General features: G+C 61.3%; 18 protein-coding genes. 8 read left to right on the forward strand and 10 right to left on the reverse strand.

The features are described 5' to 3' along the window. Window positions 1-121: 121 nt before the first annotated feature. Window positions 122-583, forward strand: a complete 462-nt coding sequence (locus tag GRF63_RS14940) for a hypothetical protein (protein ID WP_160486810.1) — start codon at window positions 122-124, stop codon at window positions 581-583. On the opposite strand, the gene GRF63_RS14945 is transcribed toward GRF63_RS14940, so the two are convergent. Further along, a complete protein-coding gene (locus GRF63_RS14945; protein ID WP_160486811.1) occupies window positions 580-2,004 on the reverse strand; it encodes an SLC13 family permease in 1,425 nt (474 codons plus the stop codon). The genes GRF63_RS14940 and GRF63_RS14945 overlap by 4 nt on opposite strands. A gap of 75 nt (window positions 2,005-2,079) precedes the next feature. Between GRF63_RS14945 and GRF63_RS14950 the strand changes: the two genes are divergently transcribed. After that, on the forward strand, window positions 2,080-2,457 hold the full coding sequence (locus tag GRF63_RS14950; protein WP_160486812.1) for a VOC family protein: 378 nt from the start codon (window positions 2,080-2,082) through the stop codon (window positions 2,455-2,457). Here GRF63_RS14950 and GRF63_RS14955 read toward each other — a convergent pair. Next, the gene (locus GRF63_RS14955) at window positions 2,454-3,002 is read right to left on the reverse strand and encodes a hypothetical protein (RefSeq protein WP_160486813.1); all 549 of its coding nucleotides are present in this window, start codon (window positions 3,000-3,002) and stop codon (window positions 2,454-2,456) included. The two genes, GRF63_RS14950 and GRF63_RS14955, sit on opposite strands and share 4 nt — an antisense overlap. 64 nt (window positions 3,003-3,066) lie before the next feature. Continuing rightward, a complete protein-coding gene (locus tag GRF63_RS14960; protein ID WP_160486814.1) occupies window positions 3,067-4,008 on the reverse strand; it encodes a homocysteine S-methyltransferase family protein in 942 nt (313 codons plus the stop codon). Window positions 4,009-4,198: 190 nt separating this feature from the next. On the opposite strand from GRF63_RS14960, the gene GRF63_RS14965 reads away from it, so the two are divergent. Then, window positions 4,199-4,816 carry a TetR/AcrR family transcriptional regulator gene (locus GRF63_RS14965; protein ID WP_160486815.1) on the forward strand — a complete coding sequence of 206 codons (618 nt, stop codon included), beginning with the start codon at window positions 4,199-4,201 and terminating at the stop codon, window positions 4,814-4,816. 72 nt (window positions 4,817-4,888) lie between these two features. Here the strand turns inward: GRF63_RS14965 and infC are convergent, their stop codons facing one another. After that, on the reverse strand, window positions 4,889-5,407 hold the full coding sequence (gene infC, locus GRF63_RS14970) for a translation initiation factor IF-3 (RefSeq protein WP_160486816.1): 519 nt from the start codon (window positions 5,405-5,407) through the stop codon (window positions 4,889-4,891). 93 nt (window positions 5,408-5,500) lie between these two features. Further along, window positions 5,501-6,220 (reverse strand): ligase-associated DNA damage response endonuclease PdeM, encoded by a 720-nt coding sequence (gene pdeM / locus GRF63_RS14975; protein ID WP_160486817.1) that lies wholly within the window; start codon window positions 6,218-6,220, stop codon window positions 5,501-5,503. 45 nt (window positions 6,221-6,265) lie between these two features. Here pdeM and hemF point away from each other — a divergent pair, with 45 nt between their 5' ends. Continuing rightward, on the forward strand, window positions 6,266-7,120 hold the full coding sequence (hemF, locus tag GRF63_RS14980; protein WP_160486818.1) for an oxygen-dependent coproporphyrinogen oxidase: 855 nt from the start codon (window positions 6,266-6,268) through the stop codon (window positions 7,118-7,120). Further along, window positions 7,117-7,437, forward strand: a complete 321-nt coding sequence (locus tag GRF63_RS14985) for a hypothetical protein (protein WP_160486819.1) — start codon at window positions 7,117-7,119, stop codon at window positions 7,435-7,437. Before hemF ends, GRF63_RS14985 begins: the two co-directional genes overlap by 4 nt. Window positions 7,438-7,490: 53 nt before the next feature. Here GRF63_RS14985 and GRF63_RS14990 read toward each other — a convergent pair whose 3' ends face one another. Both GRF63_RS14990 and GRF63_RS14995 read right to left on the reverse strand, forming a co-directional pair. Beyond that, window positions 7,491-8,423: a glycoside hydrolase family 16 protein gene (locus tag GRF63_RS14990; RefSeq protein ID WP_160486820.1), complete on the reverse strand. Its 933-nt coding sequence runs from the start codon at window positions 8,421-8,423 to the stop codon at window positions 7,491-7,493. A 48-nt stretch (window positions 8,424-8,471) separates the two neighbouring features. Next, the gene (locus tag GRF63_RS14995) at window positions 8,472-9,380 is read right to left on the reverse strand and encodes a hypothetical protein (RefSeq protein WP_160486821.1); all 909 of its coding nucleotides are present in this window, start codon (window positions 9,378-9,380) and stop codon (window positions 8,472-8,474) included. 197 nt (window positions 9,381-9,577) lie between these two features. Here GRF63_RS14995 and GRF63_RS15000 point away from each other — a divergent pair, with 197 nt between their 5' ends. From GRF63_RS15000 to GRF63_RS15010, 3 genes are all read left to right on the forward strand, one after another. After that, entirely contained in the window at window positions 9,578-11,506 is a 1,929-nt protein-coding gene (locus tag GRF63_RS15000) for a M1 family metallopeptidase (RefSeq protein ID WP_160486822.1), read from the forward strand. Between the two features lie 114 nt (window positions 11,507-11,620). Continuing rightward, the gene (locus GRF63_RS15005; RefSeq protein WP_160486823.1) at window positions 11,621-12,850 is read left to right on the forward strand and encodes a sensor histidine kinase; all 1,230 of its coding nucleotides are present in this window, start codon (window positions 11,621-11,623) and stop codon (window positions 12,848-12,850) included. A gap of 103 nt (window positions 12,851-12,953) precedes the next feature. Beyond that, window positions 12,954-15,035, forward strand: coding sequence for a RelA/SpoT family protein (locus GRF63_RS15010; RefSeq protein ID WP_160486824.1), 2,082 nt, complete (start codon window positions 12,954-12,956; stop codon window positions 15,033-15,035). On the opposite strand, the gene GRF63_RS15015 is transcribed toward GRF63_RS15010, so the two are convergent. Genes GRF63_RS15015 through GRF63_RS15025 form a run of 3 tightly spaced genes read right to left on the reverse strand, consistent with a single transcriptional unit; the run spans window position 15,032 to window position 18,128 of the window. After that, entirely contained in the window at window positions 15,032-15,325 is a 294-nt protein-coding gene (locus tag GRF63_RS15015) for a DUF1905 domain-containing protein (protein ID WP_337189686.1), read from the reverse strand. The genes GRF63_RS15010 and GRF63_RS15015 overlap by 4 nt on opposite strands. Window positions 15,326-15,358: 33 nt before the next feature. Next, the gene (locus GRF63_RS15020; RefSeq protein WP_160486825.1) at window positions 15,359-16,381 is read right to left on the reverse strand and encodes a peptidylprolyl isomerase; all 1,023 of its coding nucleotides are present in this window, start codon (window positions 16,379-16,381) and stop codon (window positions 15,359-15,361) included. A 31-nt stretch (window positions 16,382-16,412) separates the two neighbouring features. Continuing rightward, window positions 16,413-18,128, reverse strand: coding sequence for a mechanosensitive ion channel family protein (locus GRF63_RS15025; protein ID WP_160486826.1), 1,716 nt, complete (start codon window positions 18,126-18,128; stop codon window positions 16,413-16,415). Between the last annotated feature and the right edge of the window lie 10 nt (window positions 18,129-18,138).

Consider the following 18,138-nt stretch of genomic DNA (forward strand, 5'->3'; position numbering starts at 1 on the left):
CTAACCTCCGCAGGAACGCCTCTGCCCGTTATCCGGTTTCATCTGTAATTATATGGACGGGCGACTTTGCGCAAGTCATCGCGGCGCAGGAAATTTCTTCTGCTTTGTCGGTTTACAAGCAATGATCTGGCGCCACACATTCCTGATTACCGCTCTCGCCCTGGCGGGATGCAGCCACACACTGCGCGAAGGTGAGTTGCTGGCACCCTACGCCGCTGTGATGAAACCCGTTCCCGAAGGAGAGAGCCGCATTTATCTGCTGGCCGCGATACCGGGCACTCTGGTTTTCGAAGATGATTGCGTGCTGCTCAGGCGAATGGATGGAATGCTGGTTCTGCCCGTGTTTGAGGCAGGAACCACGGCTGGAGCGGACAGCACGGGGGCCTGGCTGCATGATCCTGTCTCTGGCGAGACATTCCGGCATCGGGCACGGATTAATGGCGGCGGCGGTTCAGCGGGCGAAACCGTCTCGCAGCTTGAGCGGCGCAATGTCTTGCAACAGCGAGTGCCCACGCGCTGCCGCGAAGCAATGCAGGCGGATGCGGTGGTCATCCTCAATCCGGGACTTGAGCCAGCCGGTTAGGTGATGATGGGCGCCAGCGCGAACACCACGCCCACGATCAGGAATATCCCCGCCACATCCAGCACGAAACCGGCCTTTATCAGGCGGGGCAGGGCAATGCGGCCCGTGGCCCAGGCGATGGCGTTTGGTCCGGTGCCGGCAGGCAGGATGAAGCCCCAGCTTGCCGCCAGCGCCACCGGCATCGCCAGCAGCAGCGGATCGCCGCCCAGTGCCACGGCCAGCGCGGCCACCACCGGCATGATCCCACTGGCCGTCGCCACGTTGCTGGCGAATTCTGTAATCAGGATCACCATCGCCACCAGCGCCAGTGCCACCACAATCACCGGCACGGCGGAAAGCGGCAGCAGTGCCTCGCCCAGCCAGTCTGTCAGGCCGGTGCGCATCATGCCGCCCGCCAGCGCCAGCCCGCCGCCGAACATCAGCAGCACGCCCCACGGCGCCTTGTCCGCCTCGTCCCATTCCAGCAGGCGGCGGCCCGTGCCATCGGGTAGCACGAACAGGGCAAGGCTGGCGGCGATGGCGATTGTTCCATCGGTCAGCGATCCCTCCGGCAGAAAAGGCGCGATCCAGCCGCGCAGCATCCACGCGATGAAGGTGACGGCGATCACCGGCACCAGCCGCCGCTCGGCTTGCGCCCATGCTCCATGCGGATCGATGGATTCGCGCGCGGCGGCAATGTCGAAAGGATGGTCCGACACCTTTTGCACTCGTGCGATGATCCATGCCGCCAGCGGAATGCCCAGCATCACGATGGGCACCCCGAATGCGGCCCACATGGCGAAGGTGATCTCAACTCCAGATATATCGCGGAGCAGCGCCACGCCGATGGCGTTTGTGGGCGATCCGATGATCGTGCCAAGCCCGCCCACGCTGGCGGCAAAGGCCAGGCCCATGGGCAGCGCGCCGTAAATGCCATCCTGCGACACGCTGCCATCACCCTGCGTCACGCGGCCACCGTCAAGGATGGCCAGCGCCATGGGCATCATGATCAATGCGGTGGAGGTGTTGGAGATGATGTTGGACAGGATCGCAGCTGCAATCATGAAGCCCAGCAGCAGCCCGAAGGTGCCACCGCGCCCGCCGATCCTATCGAGGATATAGGTCGCCAGCCGCTTGTGCAGGCCGGTCCGCTCGATGGCGAGGGCGAGAAACGCGCCGCCCAGAAGCAGGAATATGATGGGAGAATAATAGTCCTCCGCCACCTCGCCCGCCGTGCCGCCTCCGCTGAAAGGCAGCACGACGAAGGGCAGCAGTCCGGTGACGGTGAGCGGCACAGCCTGCGTCATCCACCAGCTTGCCATCCATCCCACCAGGCCCGCCACGCGCCATGCTTCCGCCTGCATGTCAGCGGGAGCAGGCAGCAGCACGGTGAGCGCGAACAGCGCCGGTCCAATCCAGAAGCCGATGCCCTTGGCCGTCATATTAGGCGATTTCCCTCCCGTCCCTTACGGTATCGACCGTAGGGATTCGCGCAGATACGGCAAGGGAGAGTGGCAGTGGCAGATGGCAAGGTGCTGGGGATTGGCGGATATTTCATTCGCTCTGCCAATCCGGCAAAGCTGGCAGAATGGTATCGCACGCACCTGGGAATTGCGGCCACGCAAAGCGGTCAGCCAACGCCCGATGGCGAATGGGTGTGGATGCAGGAAGCAGGGCCAACCGTGTTCGCCGGATTCAAGGCAGACACCGATTATTGGCCCGAAGATCGTCAGGCCATGCTGAACCTTCGCGTGGAGGGGCTGGACGCGCTGTTGGCCCGATTGCAAATGGCAGACATCACTGTCAGCCACCGGGACGAGATGGAAGGCGTTGGCAGATTTGCCCGCATCCACGATCCCGAAGGGAATCCGCTGGAGCTGTGGGAGCCTGCCTAGTGCGTCTGGGTGAGGTCGATACTGCGGATGGACCAGCGCCTTTGCTCAGCGGTGGAGCCGGGCACGTCGTTCACGCGGCTCAGCACGATGGGGCCTTCAAGCCGCACCGGACGCCCGTCGGCATCGCTGGCGGTGACCGTCGCCTGGCTGGTGTAATAGCTGGTGCCCGCCGCGCCCTCCATCTGTCCGCCGGGAACTGCGACAGTGATATCCTGCAACCCTTCGAATAGGCTGGCGAACTTGCCTCCACTCCAGGTCTCTTTCGCGTGCGGAGATAGCAGGCCAAAGGCCTGATCCGTTTCGCGCAATTCGATGGCGCGGGCAAAGGAGATAAGCGCGTTTCGTGCGCCTTTCTCTCCCCGTTCGGCCTCCGGCGTCAGTTCGGCGGGCGATACATCGGGAGAGGCGCTCTCCGCCGTCGCCGAGGGGCCTGGCGTCGCCATAACGGGCGGCAATGCCTGATCGGGATTCTCCTCAACGGGCGATCCGCAGCCGGAAAGGGTTAGGGCGGCGATTAGCGCGATGCGGCGTGGCAATTTGGTCATGCCGCAACAATCCGGGACGCAGCGCGGGCGTTCCCGGATTACGCAGTTGGGCCGTGCTTGCGGTTCAGGGCGCTTCCAGCAGGTGCCTTGCAGCGCATTCGACATGGCGATGATCGGTGCCGCAGCATCCGCCAACGACGTGCAACGATGGCAGCAGCCGGGCCAGTTCCTCATGCAACTGCCCGAATTCAGCCGGATCGCCCTGATCCAGTTCCTCGGCCTCGTCCAGCTCTGCATGGCTCAGCCGCGACGCATTGGCGCGCACCCCGCCTATGCGAGACACCCACCCAGCGCCATCGCGCAGCGCGTCGCGGAAATGGTCTGGATGGGCGCAGTTCACCATGTAATACGCAGGAGCAGATCCCGTGGCCTCATCCACGGTTGCAATGGCCTCGCCCAGTGTTTGCCCCGTGGGCAGGCGGCCGTCGGTTTCCACCGTGAATGATATGACGACGGGCAGGCCAACTTCCTTTGCCGCCTGTACGATGCCGATGGCTTCTGCCGTGTTCGTCATTGTGATGGCGCTGATGCAGTCCACGCCGTTTTCGGCAAGAACCCTTATCTGGGGTTGGTGCATCCTGTATGCCGCATCGATGCTGGGCAGGCTTTCGGGCGCATAGCCATCGCCCGCGGGGCCAACCACGCCGTTCAGCACGATGCCGTGGACGCGGTCTGCCCAATCATCGCGGATCGCGGCGGCAAACTGCGCCGCATCGGCTGAAAGCTTCAGCAGTTCGTCTGGCGCCATTTGCAAGGCCGGCGCCCACTCGGTGCATCCTCGCCAGGTGATTGTATCCAGCACGAAGCCTGTTACGGCATCCTCGGCCATCGCCAGGAAATCATCGAAATATCGCCGCAGGGCTTTTCGGGCCGGTGGATCATTAGCCAGAGTAATGGCGGCAAATTCCGGTGCTTCGAAACCTTGCTGGAAGAATAGCCAGGTCTCCATGCCGCCATCGGTCAGATATGGGCGCGGGGCGCTCAACATTTTCTCAAATTCACGCATATCACATCTCCTCGTCACAAAACCGGATGCCGCTTTATGGCGCGCGATCACCCAATTTGGATAGTCGACCCGTGGTAAACCCGTCATACCGCAGAATTGCGCGGTTCTGTTCTGCAATTGAGCCAATTTCGCCGCAGAGTGTACTTGCGGTATAGTAAGCGCGTTCGATTCACTTGTGCAGGATGAAACGATGGCGCGTGGCAGCCAGACCCGTACCCGGATCCTTGATGTGGCGCAGGATGCTGTGCTGGCAAAGGGTTTCGATGCAACCTCGATAGAGGAGATTGTTGCCAGCGTGGGCATCACGAAGGGCGGCTTTTTCTATCACTTTCAGGACAAGAATGCGCTCGCGCTGGCCCTGATCGAACGGCACATCGCTGTGGAGGACGAGCTGTTCGATACGCTGTTCGCCCGCGCGCGCGAACTGGGCGAAGACCCGCTTACAACGATGCTGATCGGATTGAAGCTGCTGGCGGAATTGCTGGACGATATGCCAGGTGGGCACCCCGGATGCCTGGTGGCCACGGCAGCATATCAGGATCGGCTTTTCGATGCCCAGGTGCGGGAGGCCAATCGCAAGGCGGTGCTGGGCTGGCGCACGCGTTTTCGCGCCATGTTCGATGATATCGCGGCCACATATCCCATGCAGGACGAGGTCGATCTGGATCATCTGGCCGACATGGTGAGTGCAATCATCGAAGGCGGGCTGATCATGTCACGCGGGCTGCAGGATCCGGCCATCACCGCGCAGCAGATCCTGCTGCTGCGATCCTTCATAAAGCTGCAGTTTACGCCGCGCCAACAGTAGGGGGCAGGGCGCAAACAAAAAGGGCGCGCCCATTGCAAGCCCGCCCTTTTTATTATTCGTGATTGATGCAGCCTACTTGGGCGAAAGCACCATCAGCATCTGCCGACCTTCGAGGCGGGGATAGGCTTCGATCTTGGCGGTTTCCGCCATATCGTCCTGCACCCTTTTCAGCAGGTCCATGCCCAGGTGCTGGTGCGCCATTTCACGGCCACGGAAGCGAAGGGTAACCTTCACCTTGTCACCATTGTCGATGAACTTGTTCACGTTGCGCATCTTCACGTCATAATCATGCGTGTCGATGTTGGGGCGCATCTTCACTTCCTTGATGTCTTGCGTTTTCTGCGTCTTGCGCGCCGCATTCGCCTTTTTCTGGGCTTCGTAGCGGTATTTGCCAACATCGAGGAACTTGCACACCGGCGGGTTCGCATTGGGCGATACCTCGACCAGGTTCAGGCCTGCTTCGGCCGCCTGTTCGATCGCCTCATTGGTGTACATAACGCCGAGGTTCTCGCCTTCGCCATCGATGACGCGAACTTTCTCGGACTGAATGAAATTGTCGTATTTCGGGCCGGACTTTACCGGCGGTGCCATACTGCGGCGGGGTGGACGGGCTATGGAATCACTCCTGAAATGGTTGTCGTATCGGGCTCTATGTAGTGCGTAACGCACCCGAACGCCAGAGGTTCACGCCGCGCTGCGCCAAAGTGGAAACCGCGCCAGCCGTTTGCCTGCCGGAACAAAGGCATCGATGGCACTGGCAGGCTGCATCGCCTTTAGAATAGCAGGGTCTGCTGCGTCCATTCCGCCTGTCAGCGATCCGAATGCGGGCAGGATCATCCGCCCGCATATCGCCCCTGTAGCATCCGGGCCATTATGGCTCACCACCGCGCAGGGGCGGCGGATGTGGCGATGGTGGATCTTCACCTGCACGCGCGGATGGAAGTGGCCGGAAAGCTCTGGCCGGGTTTCGCCCCGCTTGGCCATGTGCCGCAGGACCATGCCCGCCACTTCCAGCTCCACCGCGATGGTGCCGCCGCTTTTGGCTTCCATCGAAGGATCGTGATTGCCGGTGATCCACACCCAGTCGGTGGCGCGGGTGAGGGCGGCCAGCATGCCGGTTTCGTGATCGCCCAGCGTCTGCGATCCATGCGAATCGTGGAAATTGTCTCCCAGCGTGTAAACCCGCCGTGCGCCGGTTTCGCGTATAGCCTCCGCCAGCCGTTCCAGCGTTTCGCGGCTGTCGTAAGGCGGTAGCAACTGCCCGTGGCGCGCGAAGAAGCTGGCTTTTTCCAGATGCAGATCCGCCACCAGCAGCGCATTTTCGCGCGGCCAGAAGAGTGCGCGCGACTTTGTCAGCACGAACTCGTCTCCGCAAAAGGGGAAGGCGAACGAAACGGGAACCATGGGTTCCACTTGCCGCCCGCGACACGCTTTGGCAAGAGCCTTTGCATGAACTGGAACGACCAAACCGAAATAGCCCGCAACTGGTTCGAATCCCTGAGAGACCGCATCTGCGCCGAATTCGAGGCGATCGAGCGGGAGGCAGGATCGGATGCAAGTTTTGACTACACGCCCTGGGACCGGGAGACCGATGATGGGTCAGACGGCGGCGGCGGCGTGCGCGGCGTGATGAAGGGCAAGGTGTTCGAGAAGGTTGGCGTCAACGTCTCCACCGTCACCGGCGAATTCGCCCCGCAATTTGCCGATACGATCAACGGTGCCAGCAAAGAACATCCGCAATTCACCGCCACGGGCATCAGCCTGGTGGCCCACATGGCCAATCCTCATGTTCCCGCCGTGCATATGAACACCCGCTTCCTGCACACGCAGGCGGCATGGTTTGGCGGCGGCGCGGATCTGAATCCGCCCATCGAATATGTGGAGGATACAGAAGCTTTTCACGCCCGCCTGCGCGCGGCCTGCGCGGCGCATAATCCCCTTTATTACGACAAGTACAAGAAGTGGGCGGAAGAGTATTTCTTCATCCCCCATCGCAATGTGCATCGCGGCGTTGGCGGGATTTTTTATGATCACCTGGAGTGCGAGGACCTGCCCGCGTTCGAACGCAATCTTGCCTTTACCAAGGACGTGGGCGAAGCGTTTCTGGATGCCTTCCCTGCTATCGTGCGCAGGCGCATGGATCAGGAATGGTCGCCGGAGGAAAAGGCCCAGCAACTGGAATGGCGCGGGCGCTACGTCGAATTTAACCTGGTGTATGATCGGGGAACGCTGTTCGGCCTGAAAACCGGCGGCAATATCGATGCGATCCTGATGAGCCTGCCGCCAGAGGTGACTTGGGGATGAAGAAACCGAAAGGACGTGCTGGCTCATGGTTTGCCGAGTGGGATGGCGAGAACTTGCCGTGTGTTCACAAATTTTGGACAGAGGGGATTTGGCCAGAGTATGCCGATAAGGGGTTTGATGATCGGCCCGAATGGGGTCCGTTTATCGAGGCCCTTCAGGAGAAGGGCAGGGCAATCCTAACGACCAGCCACCCGCAAGATGCTGACGGGAATTGGCGCCGAAAAAGCTACATCGGAATTTGGTCCGTGTCGGATGTTCGCGTCACTGACAATAAAGAACTCAGATTTACTTTTGGCGATCTTCTTCATCGATTTTAATTGGATTGCTGCCAAGCCCGACATACTCCAATCGATAGAGGCACGAGCTTTAACTACTCTTGCGCCCCGTAAACCCGCACCCAGTCCACTTCCATTGCCAGTTCGCCGTTCTTGATGCGGTCCGCCGTGTCCTGCGGCATGCCGACGTATGGCTCTTCAATGCCGTTGATCTTCTTTGGGTAAATGCCGCCCACGGCGAAGTTCAGCACCACGAATTGCGGGTTGTCGAACACCCAGTCGCCAAAGAATTCCACGTTGGTTTTCGGCACGCGGAAGGTCAGCCGGTCATCCACGAAGAACTCGATGCCATCGGGTGTCCATTCAGCGGCGTAGACGTGCCAGTCGGTAACGTCCGTACCTTCGGGGAAATACTGCCGATCCGCGATCCCGGCATCGCCCGAATAGCCGGGGCCATGCACGGCAACGCCGGTCCAGTCGGCCTGGCCGACATATTCCATGATGTCGATCTCGCCTTCGCTGGGCCATTCGGCATCGGCCAGCAGCCAGAAAGCGGGCCAGACGCCCACGGCATCGGGCATGCGAATGCGCGCCTCTGCACGGCCATGGGTAAATTCGAAATTGCCCTTGGTGTTGATCCTGCCGGAAATGATATCCGCCGCGCGTTCTTCATTGGTGTCCTGTCCGGGCCGATAGACCGGGCGCAGCACCAGCACGCCGCCATCGGCCCCTTCCACCCCTTGCGCAAACTGGATCGTGTCAGGCGAATCGACGTAGGCCTGTTCCTCTTCGTTCACCCAGAAATCCATGCCCACCACGTTCCAGCGGGTGGGATCGAGTTTATCGCCGGAAAACTCGTCAGAGAAGATCAGCTTGCGCGCTTCGGTCGCATCGCTGGCACCGGCTGCCTGCGCCTGGGCGGCATCCACATCGGCTTCGGTCGGTGGGCCGGTCTCGGCCCCATCGCCACAGGCGGAGAGGGTGAGGGCAAGTGCAGCAAGGGCGAGCGGTTTTGGAAACGTTCTCATGACGGACAACCTAACGCGCCGCGCGCCACAAGTCACGCCGCACCGCGATCAGCGCTGCTCTGTGCGCTCCGCTTCCATCCGTGCGTATTCCTCTTCCATCAGCCTTTCCACATCGGTCAGCGCCAGCCGCGCATCGCGGGTGGGGGAACTGCGGTACAGTGCGCGAAGGTATGAAAGGTCAAACACGCTGAGGCGGGTTACATCGCGGGCGGGGCCGAATGCGCCCAGGACCGTGTCGAAAGCCAGGCTCTCGTTCGGCTCCTCCGTCTTCGCCAGCCCGCGCATGGTGGCATAATCGGCCAGTGTCAGCGCATCCACGGTGGCCAGTTCGGACCGGCGCACCAGTACCACCGAAAGCTCTATATCCTGCCGGATCGCGGTGTTGGTGCGCGACATCAGCGTGGTTTCGTTCACCGCGTCGGAATTGGCGCCCTGAACAGCCTCCAGCCCGCCGCGACTGCGCGTGCTGACAAGGTTCCAGCTGAGCGCCGCGCCATCCTGTTTTTCGATCCGTTCACGCTCCCAATAGCCCATGCCGCGCACCAGGAAATCATTCTTGTCGCGCAGCTGCTTGAACGTCTCATGCGGATCGTCGACCACGATCACCCAGACATTGGCACCGCAATCCGGCGCGTCGTTCACTGGCACGCCTATTTTTTCCGCGTTGTCGTAAATGCGGTCTATCACGATCTGCGCATTTTCCGGGGCAAGTCCCCAAACGCCGGGGCAGATCTCCTTGTTGAAGCGGGCCAGCGGCTCCTGCGCGGATGTGGGGCGCGGGGTGATGTCGCGCGTCTGGTCCCTGGCATCGCCGCGATCCACGTCGATCTCTCCTTCCACAACGATCTCGTTATCCGGCTCTTTTGGCGCTTGATCCTGCGCGGCGAGCGGGGCGGCGATGGCCATTGCGGCGCTGCATAGCGCGGCTGCGATGGCGTGGCGGGCGCGAATGTTCATGAACTGTGCTCCTTCTGCCTGTTAGTGCCGATCTGGCGCGACCTGATCATTGGCGCTGCTGACCGGAAAAAGCATGAGCGCACGGTGAGTTATCGCTGAAATAACAGATTTGGCACGTCTTTGCCGACGAAATGCTGACTCAGTCCGACAATTTGCTACATAGGTTGCAAATCGGTCGCAAACCCCCCGGAGAATCCATGCGTATCCTATCTTTCTCACCTGCTTTGATCCTGCCGTTCCTGATGGCAGCCTGCACATCTGACGACTTGCCGGAGGAAAAACGCGTGGTCGCACCCGTTCTCACCAGTGAAGAGGCACTGGATGAATTCACCTATGCCCGCCCGCAGAAAGCGCGCGTTACGCATGTGGCGCTGGACCTCGATCTGGATTTTGAAGGCAAGCGGGTGGAAGGCGTGGCCACGCTGGATGTGGATGCGGCAGAGGATGCCAGCGAGATCGTTCTCGATTCCGACGGGCTGATTATCGGCGGCATCACCGATGGCAATGGCAACGAACTGGATTACACGATCGGAGAAAGCGATCCTGATAAGGGCGAGCCGATAACCGTCAAACTGGGCGAACTGACCGGGCCGGGCCTGCAGCAGATCGTGGTTTCCTATGCCAGCGGGCCTGATGCGGAGGCATTGCAGTGGCTTTCGCCAGAGCAGACCGCGGGCGGCCAATATCCCTTCGTTTTCAGCCAGGGCCAGGCGATCCTCAACCGTACGTGGATCCCCACGCAGGATAGCCCGGGCATCCGCCAGACATGGGAAGCGCGCATTACCGCGCCAAAACCGCTGAACGTTGTGATGAGCGGTATCAGCCGCGGTGATCCGGAAGATATTGGCGAGAACAATCGCGCCTTTGAATTCGTGATGGAAAACTCCGTTCCGCCGTATCTGATCGCGATTGCGGCCGGGAATATCGAATTTGCCGAACTGGGTCCGCGTTCGGGCGTCTGGGCAGAGCCGGAGGTGCTGGAAGAAGCGGCCGCTGAACTGACCGACACCGAGGCGATGATCGATGCCGCCTCGGAGATTTACGGCGACTATCGTTGGGGTCGGTATGACATGATCGTGCTGCCGCCGTCCTTCCCCTACGGCGGGATGGAAAACCCGGTGATGACCTTTCTCACCCCCACCTTCATCGCGGGCGACCGGTCCAACACCGGGCTGATCGCGCATGAACTGGCGCATAGCTGGTCTGGCAATCTGGTCACCTATTCAAGCTGGCGCGACGGCTGGCTGAACGAAGGCGTCACTTCTTATTTCGAAAGCCGCATTTCGGAGGCCGTGTTCGGAGAGGAGCGCGCCAACCAGGAATATGCGTTGAGCTATGCCAGCCTGGTGGACGCTATCGAAGAAAACGGCGCGGACAATCCCAACACCGCCATGCGCACGCCCCAAGGCATCAGCCCGTTCGATACGGTGGGAGAGGCGATTTACGACAAGGGCACCGTGTTTCTGCGCACGGTAGAAACCATCCTTGGGCGCGAACGCTTCGATGAATTTATGCGCGGCTGGTTCGATCGCCACGCGTTTCAGCCGGCAACATCCGAAATGTTTCTTTCCGAACTGCGCGAATACGTGATCAGGGGGGACGAGGATCTGGAAAACCAGCTGATGCTGAATGAATGGGTCTATGGCACCGGTCTGCCGAAGAATGCAGTGGCCCCCGATCCGCAGGCTTTTGCCGAGGTCGATAACGCGGCGCAGGCTTACGGCGCGGATGGCACCTTGCCCACGGCGCAGGTGTGGAATGGCTGGACCGGGGCAGAGCAGCAGCGCTTCCTGCAGGAGCTGCCCGATCAACTGTCCGCCGATCAGCTGGCCGCGCTGAACCGCAGGCTTTCACTCTCCACCACTGGCAATAACGAGGTGCTGTTTCTGTGGCTGGAAGCGGCGCTGCGCAATCAGTATGAGCCTGCCGTCTCTCAGGCGGAAACTTTCCTTGGGCAGGTGGGGCGCAACAAGTTTGTGGAGCCTCTGTTTGCCGCATTGTGGGAAACCGGCAGCTGGGGCCAGCCGATTGCGCGCGGCATCTATGACAAGACCCGCAGCGGCTATCACAGCTATACCCGCGGCAAGGTGGATGCCATCGTGGGTGCATCCGGGCAGGATAGCTGACTGCGGGCGGGCCGCCCTTCGTGTTGGCCCGCCGCCTGCATGCATAACTTTCGTTTTGTTGCGCCACTCATCTGCATTATGGATTGCAGCGAACATTCAAGGGGCTGATTACCGATGACTGCTGACGCGGATCGCCGCCCTGACGATACCCCTGTGACATCCGCAGACGATCAAGCCCGCGCATCGAATGATGATGCGCAGGAAATCTGGCGGCGCCAGCAGCAGATCCTGGGACGCGTGGCGCTGGGCGGTGTGCGTCAGGATGTTCTCAGCGATATCGTGAAGCTTGCAGAGGAGCAGACCGGCGACGGCATGCTAGCCTCCATCCTGCTATTGTCCGAAGATGGCAGAACCCTTCACCTGGGCGGCGCGCCAACATTGCCCGATGCCTATAACGAAGCGATCGAGGGCATGGAAATCGGTGTGGGCGAGGGCTCCTGCGGCACGGCGGCGCAAAGCGGGCAGGCGGTGTTCGTGGACGATATCGCCAATGATCCCCTGTGGAAGGACTTTCGCGAACTCGCTCTGTCGCATGGCCTTGCGGCCTGCTGGTCCGTGCCGATCAAGGCGGGCGATGGCAGCGTGCTGGGCACTTTTGCCAATTACTACCGCGAACCGCGCAAACCCTCTCGGCTTGACCGCGAGATTATCGAGGCGATTGCGCTCACCACCTCCATCGCGGTGGAGCGAATGCGGCTGGAGCGCATGCATGAACGTGCCGAGGAAGCGAAATCGCTGGTGCTGGAAGAATTGCAGCACCGGGTGAAGAACGCTTTCGCATTGGCGCAGAGCCTTATCAGCCTCAACGTGCCGGCTGCGGTCAGCGCACGGGACCTGGCAGATATGGTGAATGGCAAGCTGCGCGCCATCGCATCCGCGCAGGATCTGATCATCGTGCGCAAACCCGATGGCCGCTCGGATGAGATGACATCGCTGCGCAAACTGCTCGCCACGATCCTTGGCCCGCTTGGCTATGGCGACAAGGAAGAACGCATCGTGCTGCGTGGGGAGGATGAGGAGGTCGCTGCCGAAACCCTGTCCGGCCTGGCGATGATCTTTCACGAACTGGCCACCAACGCCACCAAGTATGGCGCACTTACCGAACCCGATGGCAAGGTGGTGATCGAGTGGGACAAGCGCCCCGATGGCATGCAGATCGTGTGGACGGAAAGCGGCGGCCCGCAGGCGGACAGTCCGGAAACGTCCAGCTTCGGAACGCGGCTGGTAACGGCCACGGTTCGGCAGCTGGGCGCAACGATGGATCACGATTGGCTGGAACGCGGGCTGGTGGCCACCATCACCTTGCCCGCACCGGGTCCCAGGGTGGGTTCGCGCGCGTCCTGACAGGCCCATATAGCGGCCGCTCTCGGCATGTTCGGACAGAAAAACTTTCTCTGCCGTGTTTCCCCTTGCCGAAAGGCACGGCGCGCCGCACATTCATGAAACGATGCTGCGCCAATATGAACTTGTTGAACGGGTCAAGCAATATGACCCCACCGCCGATGAGGCGCTGCTTAACCGCGCCTATGTCTACACCGTGCAGAAACACGGCAGCCAGAAGCGCGCCAGCGGCGATCCCTATTTCAGCCATCCGGTAGAAGTTGCTGGCCTGATGACGGACCTGAAACTGGATCAGGAAACCATCATGACCGCGCTGCTCCACGATACGGTGGAGGATACGCTGGCCACCATCGAGGATATCGAAACCAATTTCGGCCCCGACGTGGCGCGGCTGGTGGACGGCGTCACCAAGCTGTCCAAGATAGAGCAGATGGCGGAGAATGAGCGCGCGGCGGAGAACCTGCGCAAGTTCCTGCTGGCCATGAGCGAGGACTTGCGCGTCCTGCTGGTAAAGCTGGCGGATCGCCTGCACAACATGCGCACGCTGCACCATATCAAGAACCCGGAGAAGCGCCGCCGCATCGCGCGCGAAACGATGGATATCTATGCCCCGCTGGCAGAGCGCGTGGGCATGTATGAATACATGCGCGAGATGGAGCTGCTTGCGTTCGAGCAGTTGGAGCCCGAGGCCTATGCCACGATCACCAGGCGGCTGGAGCAATTGCGCCAGTCCGATGGCGGACAGGTGGATCGCATCGCGCTGGATATCAAGCAGGCGCTGGCCGCAGCAGGGCTGGAGGTGGAGGTGTGGGGCCGCGAGAAGCATCCCTATTCCATCTGGCGCAAGATGGCGGAGCGTCACCTGCCGTTCGAACAGGTGACAGACATCATGGCCTTCCGCGTGCTGACAGACAGCGTGGAGGATTGCTATGCCGCGCTGGGCGTGCTGCACACCACGTTCCAGTTCGTGCCGGGGCGGTTCAAGGATTATATCTCCACCCCCAAGAACAACGGCTATCGCTCGCTTCACACCACGCTGTTTTATGACAAGTCCATGCGCGCAGAAGTGCAACTGCGTACGCGAGAGATGCACCGCACCAACGGCTTCGGCCTTGCCGCACACTGGGCCTACAAGCAGGGCGGCAAGCATGATGGGCAGGTGGCCTGGCTGCGCGATCTGATAGAAATCGTCGATGCCAGCCACGATGCAGAAGAGCTGCTGGAACACACCAAGCTGGCGATTTACCAGGATCGCATCTTTGCCTTCACGCCAAAGGGCGCGCTGTTCCAATTGCCCAAGGGCGCAACCGCGGTGGATTTCGCCTTTGCCGTGCATACGGATCTTGGCGCGCAAACCGTGGGCGCGAAGATCAATGGCCGCCACATGCCGCTGCGCACGCCGCTGGGCAATGGCGACGTGGTGGAGATCATCAAGGGCAAGAATGCAGAGCCGCAATTGTCGTGGCTGGGCTTCGTCGTCACCGGCAAGGCGCGCGCATCCATCCGCCGCGCGGTGCGCGCAAAGGAGCGCGCCGAAATCGCCGAAATCGGTGCAAAGCTGTATGACGAGATTACCGAACGCCTGCCTGCAAAGGTGGGCAAAAAGGCCATGAAACAGGCCGTGGAGCGGCTGAACCTGATCGACGTGGACGACCTGATGTTTTCCATCGGTGCGGCCAAGCTTTCCGATCGCGAAGTAATGGAAGCGCTGATCCCCGGCAGCACGGCGGACATGCCCGAAGAAGCGCAGCAGGAACGCGCAATTTCGATCAAGGGGCTGACGCCCGGCGTCGGTTTTGACCTTGCCGATTGCTGCCACCCCGTGCCCGGCGATCGCATCGTGGGCCTGCGCCGTCCGCATGAAACGGTGGAGGTTCACGCCATCGATTGCCTTGAACTGGCCAATGGCGTGGATGCCGACTGGGTAGACCTTTCATGGGGTGAAAGATCGAGCGGCGCAGTCGGGCGGCTGCACGTCGTGCTGTATAATCGGCCCGGCACGCTGGCGGAAATGGCAGGCGTTTTTGCGCGCAACAATGCCAATGTGATGCACCTTGAACTGACCCAGCGCGACGATCCGTTTCACACCTATGTGCTGGATCTGGAAGTGCAGGATCTGGCCCATCTCACCCGCATCTTGAGTGCCCTGCGGGCGACCGATGCTGTGGCACAGGCGGAGCGGATCTAGAGCAGGCTGAGCGTCACCTGCACCCCGTCATCTTCGCCAAGCCCCTCCGCTTTGCGCACGGTAGCCTTGACCGGCAGCAAGTATCCTTCGTGCGATGTCCTGGGAAAGACGGATGTCGTCCAGCAGCTGTCCCCCAGCGTCACCTCCACCCGAACAGAGCCGAACCCGCGGCTCTTGCCTGTTTCCATACGCCTTAGCGCGGCATGTGCCCTTATTTCGTCGGCAGCATCGCCCGCGATGGTAATGAATACCAGCCCCCGGCAGGCGACCCGTCCTGCGCCCAGCGCCACAGCTTGGCGTCCAGGCTGAGCGTTTCGATGGCGCTACTCCCCGATCATCCGCACCGGCACCTGCACACTGCACACGTCGACCCCGCCAGCAGGCTGGGTGTAGAAGGCGTCGTCGCGATTGGCGCCCACTCCGACATAGCGGGCGAAGCTTTCGCTGCTCGTATCGAGGTATTGAAAAGCGGGCGGCGCGTCCATTTCCTTTGCCAGCCGGACTGACAAGATGGGCGTACGCAGATCGGCCTCTTCCTCGGTGTAAAAGCCCAATTCGCCAGAGCCGCGCGGCAGGCTGGAAAGGTGCTCCATCCCCATGATCACGCGGCCCACCACGGCAAGGTTGCGATCCATGTGCCGCTGCGGCTGGCCGATGATCGTATAGAGTTCGGCCCCGGTGCCGGTGTCGGGCGCATAGCCGCGGGCCACGCCGATGTAGCTGTAGCAGTGGATGGGCCAGGCGATTGTGCGCTGTGCCTCGTCCGGGCCGATACCCACCGGCCATCCTGCAATTATGGCAGTCTCCGATGCATAGCTGTCCCCTTTCTGCCGGGCGATAGCTTCGCGTATCGTATCTTCGTCAAGTATCATGCCGTCGCGGGCATATTGCTCCAGCCACGCATTGCGCAGCACGCCGGTAAGCGGGAAAACCGGTTCGTTCATTATCGGCGCGGGCGGTAATACAGATGCGTATCCGGCATCAGGCGAAACCACCCCCTCCGGCAATTGCTTCTCTTCCGTCACGTCGCCCCATTGCGTGACGTAATTATCCTGTACGCGGTAGACGCTCGCAGAGTCCCACCAATGCGCGCTGGCGAGGGTGCGGATATTGTCCACCCATGGCTGGCTGAAGGGTTCTGGCGCAAGCTGGATGACCACCGTGCGCGGATTGCCCCGCGCATCCGGCGTCAGTTCCATCACCAGCAGATCTTCGGGCGATATCGCCACCCATTCTTCGGCCTTGGCAGCGGCCACTACCGAGGACGGCGTTGCCGATGGCTCAGATTCCTGCGCGGTGGCGGCAAGGGGCAGGGAAAGGGCGGCAAGGGCCAGGAAGCGTTTCATGCACGGCACTGTGCCATGCCATCGCCCGTGGTCAATCCCGATCGCGGTTGAGCGGAATATCCACCTGCACTTCACGCGCGCGCGGCATGAATGCAGGCGCCGGTTCCTGTCCCGATGCGGCATCCATTTCCATCGCGCTGCGGATCAAGAATTCGCGCAGGCGGCAATGCATGGTCCAGCCGATCTTCGGATCCTTCGCCCATACGCAGGCGCGGGCGACCTGGCCTTGTGCGTTATGCTCGATAACCTCGATCTTGGCTTCGTCCTTCTTGATGATCTCGTCATCACCGGCGACGAATTCATCGAACTTCTCGCGCAATGCATCAATGTCAGCCCGGTGATCGAGGAAGATGGGCACGCGCTTGATGATGGCCGGGTCCTGCTTGGTCCAGTTTTCAAAGCTGGAGCCGACGAATTCGGCGACAGGTGCCATCACTCGGCGATCGTCCCAGGTGCGCAGGCGCAGATGGGTGAAGCCGATCTTTTCGACATAGCACCACTGGTCTTCATAATAGACCGCATCGCCAATGCGCGCGGTTTTCGCAAAGGCGATCTGCAGGCTGGCCATGATATCGCCCAGCACCTTTCGCGCGGCAAAGGCGATCACCAGGCCGATGGCACCTGCACCGGCCAACAGCGAGAAGCCGAGCGTTTGCGTGATATTGCTCTGCACCAGCACGATGCCAATTCCCGCCAGCATCACCAACACGATGACAAGGCGGCGCACGGCGGAAGCCTGGGTATAGAAATCGCGGCTTTCCTCGTTCTCCGGCTGCTCAATCTTGTGAGCATTGCGATCGGTGGCAAAGTCCAGCATCGCCTCCACCACGGTGACGATGATCGCCCCAATGGCGATTACGATCAGCGTGAGTTGCAGCGGGCCGAGCAGATCCTCCACCGGGCCGGAGAAGGTGAACAGGAAATTGCGCATGATGGCAAAGCTGCCGGCCAGCGCGAACAGCGTGACCGGCACCTGCACAGCGCGCAGGATCCTGCCGATCATATTGTCATCGTCATTGCGCTTTTTCGCCATGCCAACGGCCTTGTACGTCAGGATGGCGGCTAGGAACGCCAGCAGCATCACCAGCGGAATGGCGATCACTTCCCACCATGCCAGTGTCCAGAAGGCCTGCTGGCGCAGCGGGGTGGGCAGGCTGACTTCAAAATCTGTAGGGCCGAAACGTTCGTAAAGCGCTGGCAGATTGCCCACCGTCTGACGGCTGAACATCCACACCGGCTCCCCGCCCGGTTCCTGCAGGCGGGCAATGCTGACAGGTACGCTGCGGCGTGTCAGTTCAAGGCTGGCGAGGGTGATATGGCGGCGCTGGGCACCGGCCATCGGATCCTTGTTGCTGGCGGCGGTATCCACCGCATCAGGCCTGTCCGGCAGGCTGGCCCAGTTTACCGCTATGGAGCGGTTGGCGATTTCATACATCATCGCCGCAAGGTCTTCCGCCTGCGTGGCCTGTTCCTGCGGAGGAAGGTTCGACATGTCGAGCGCGGTTGCCGCGCGCTCCCATTCTCCTGCCTCTGCCGCGGCGAAGAAGCTTTCCAGCAAGGCCTGCGGCGTATCGAGTTCCAGCGGCTCACCCTGTGCGGCAAGGCCGGGGTTCAGCGCGTCAACCTCGTAAACATAGGGCTCGGAGCCGCTCGGCACCTGCGCATCCTGCTGCGCGGCCAGCGGGGCCGATAACAGCGTGAAGAACAGGGCAAGTACCCCGGCGAGCTTGTGAAATATCCGATCCATCCTGCCTGAT

Source organism: Aurantiacibacter rhizosphaerae (genome assembly GCF_009807005.1).
In the GTDB taxonomy this organism is placed as follows: Bacteria; Pseudomonadota; Alphaproteobacteria; order Sphingomonadales; family Sphingomonadaceae; genus Alteraurantiacibacter; species Alteraurantiacibacter rhizosphaerae.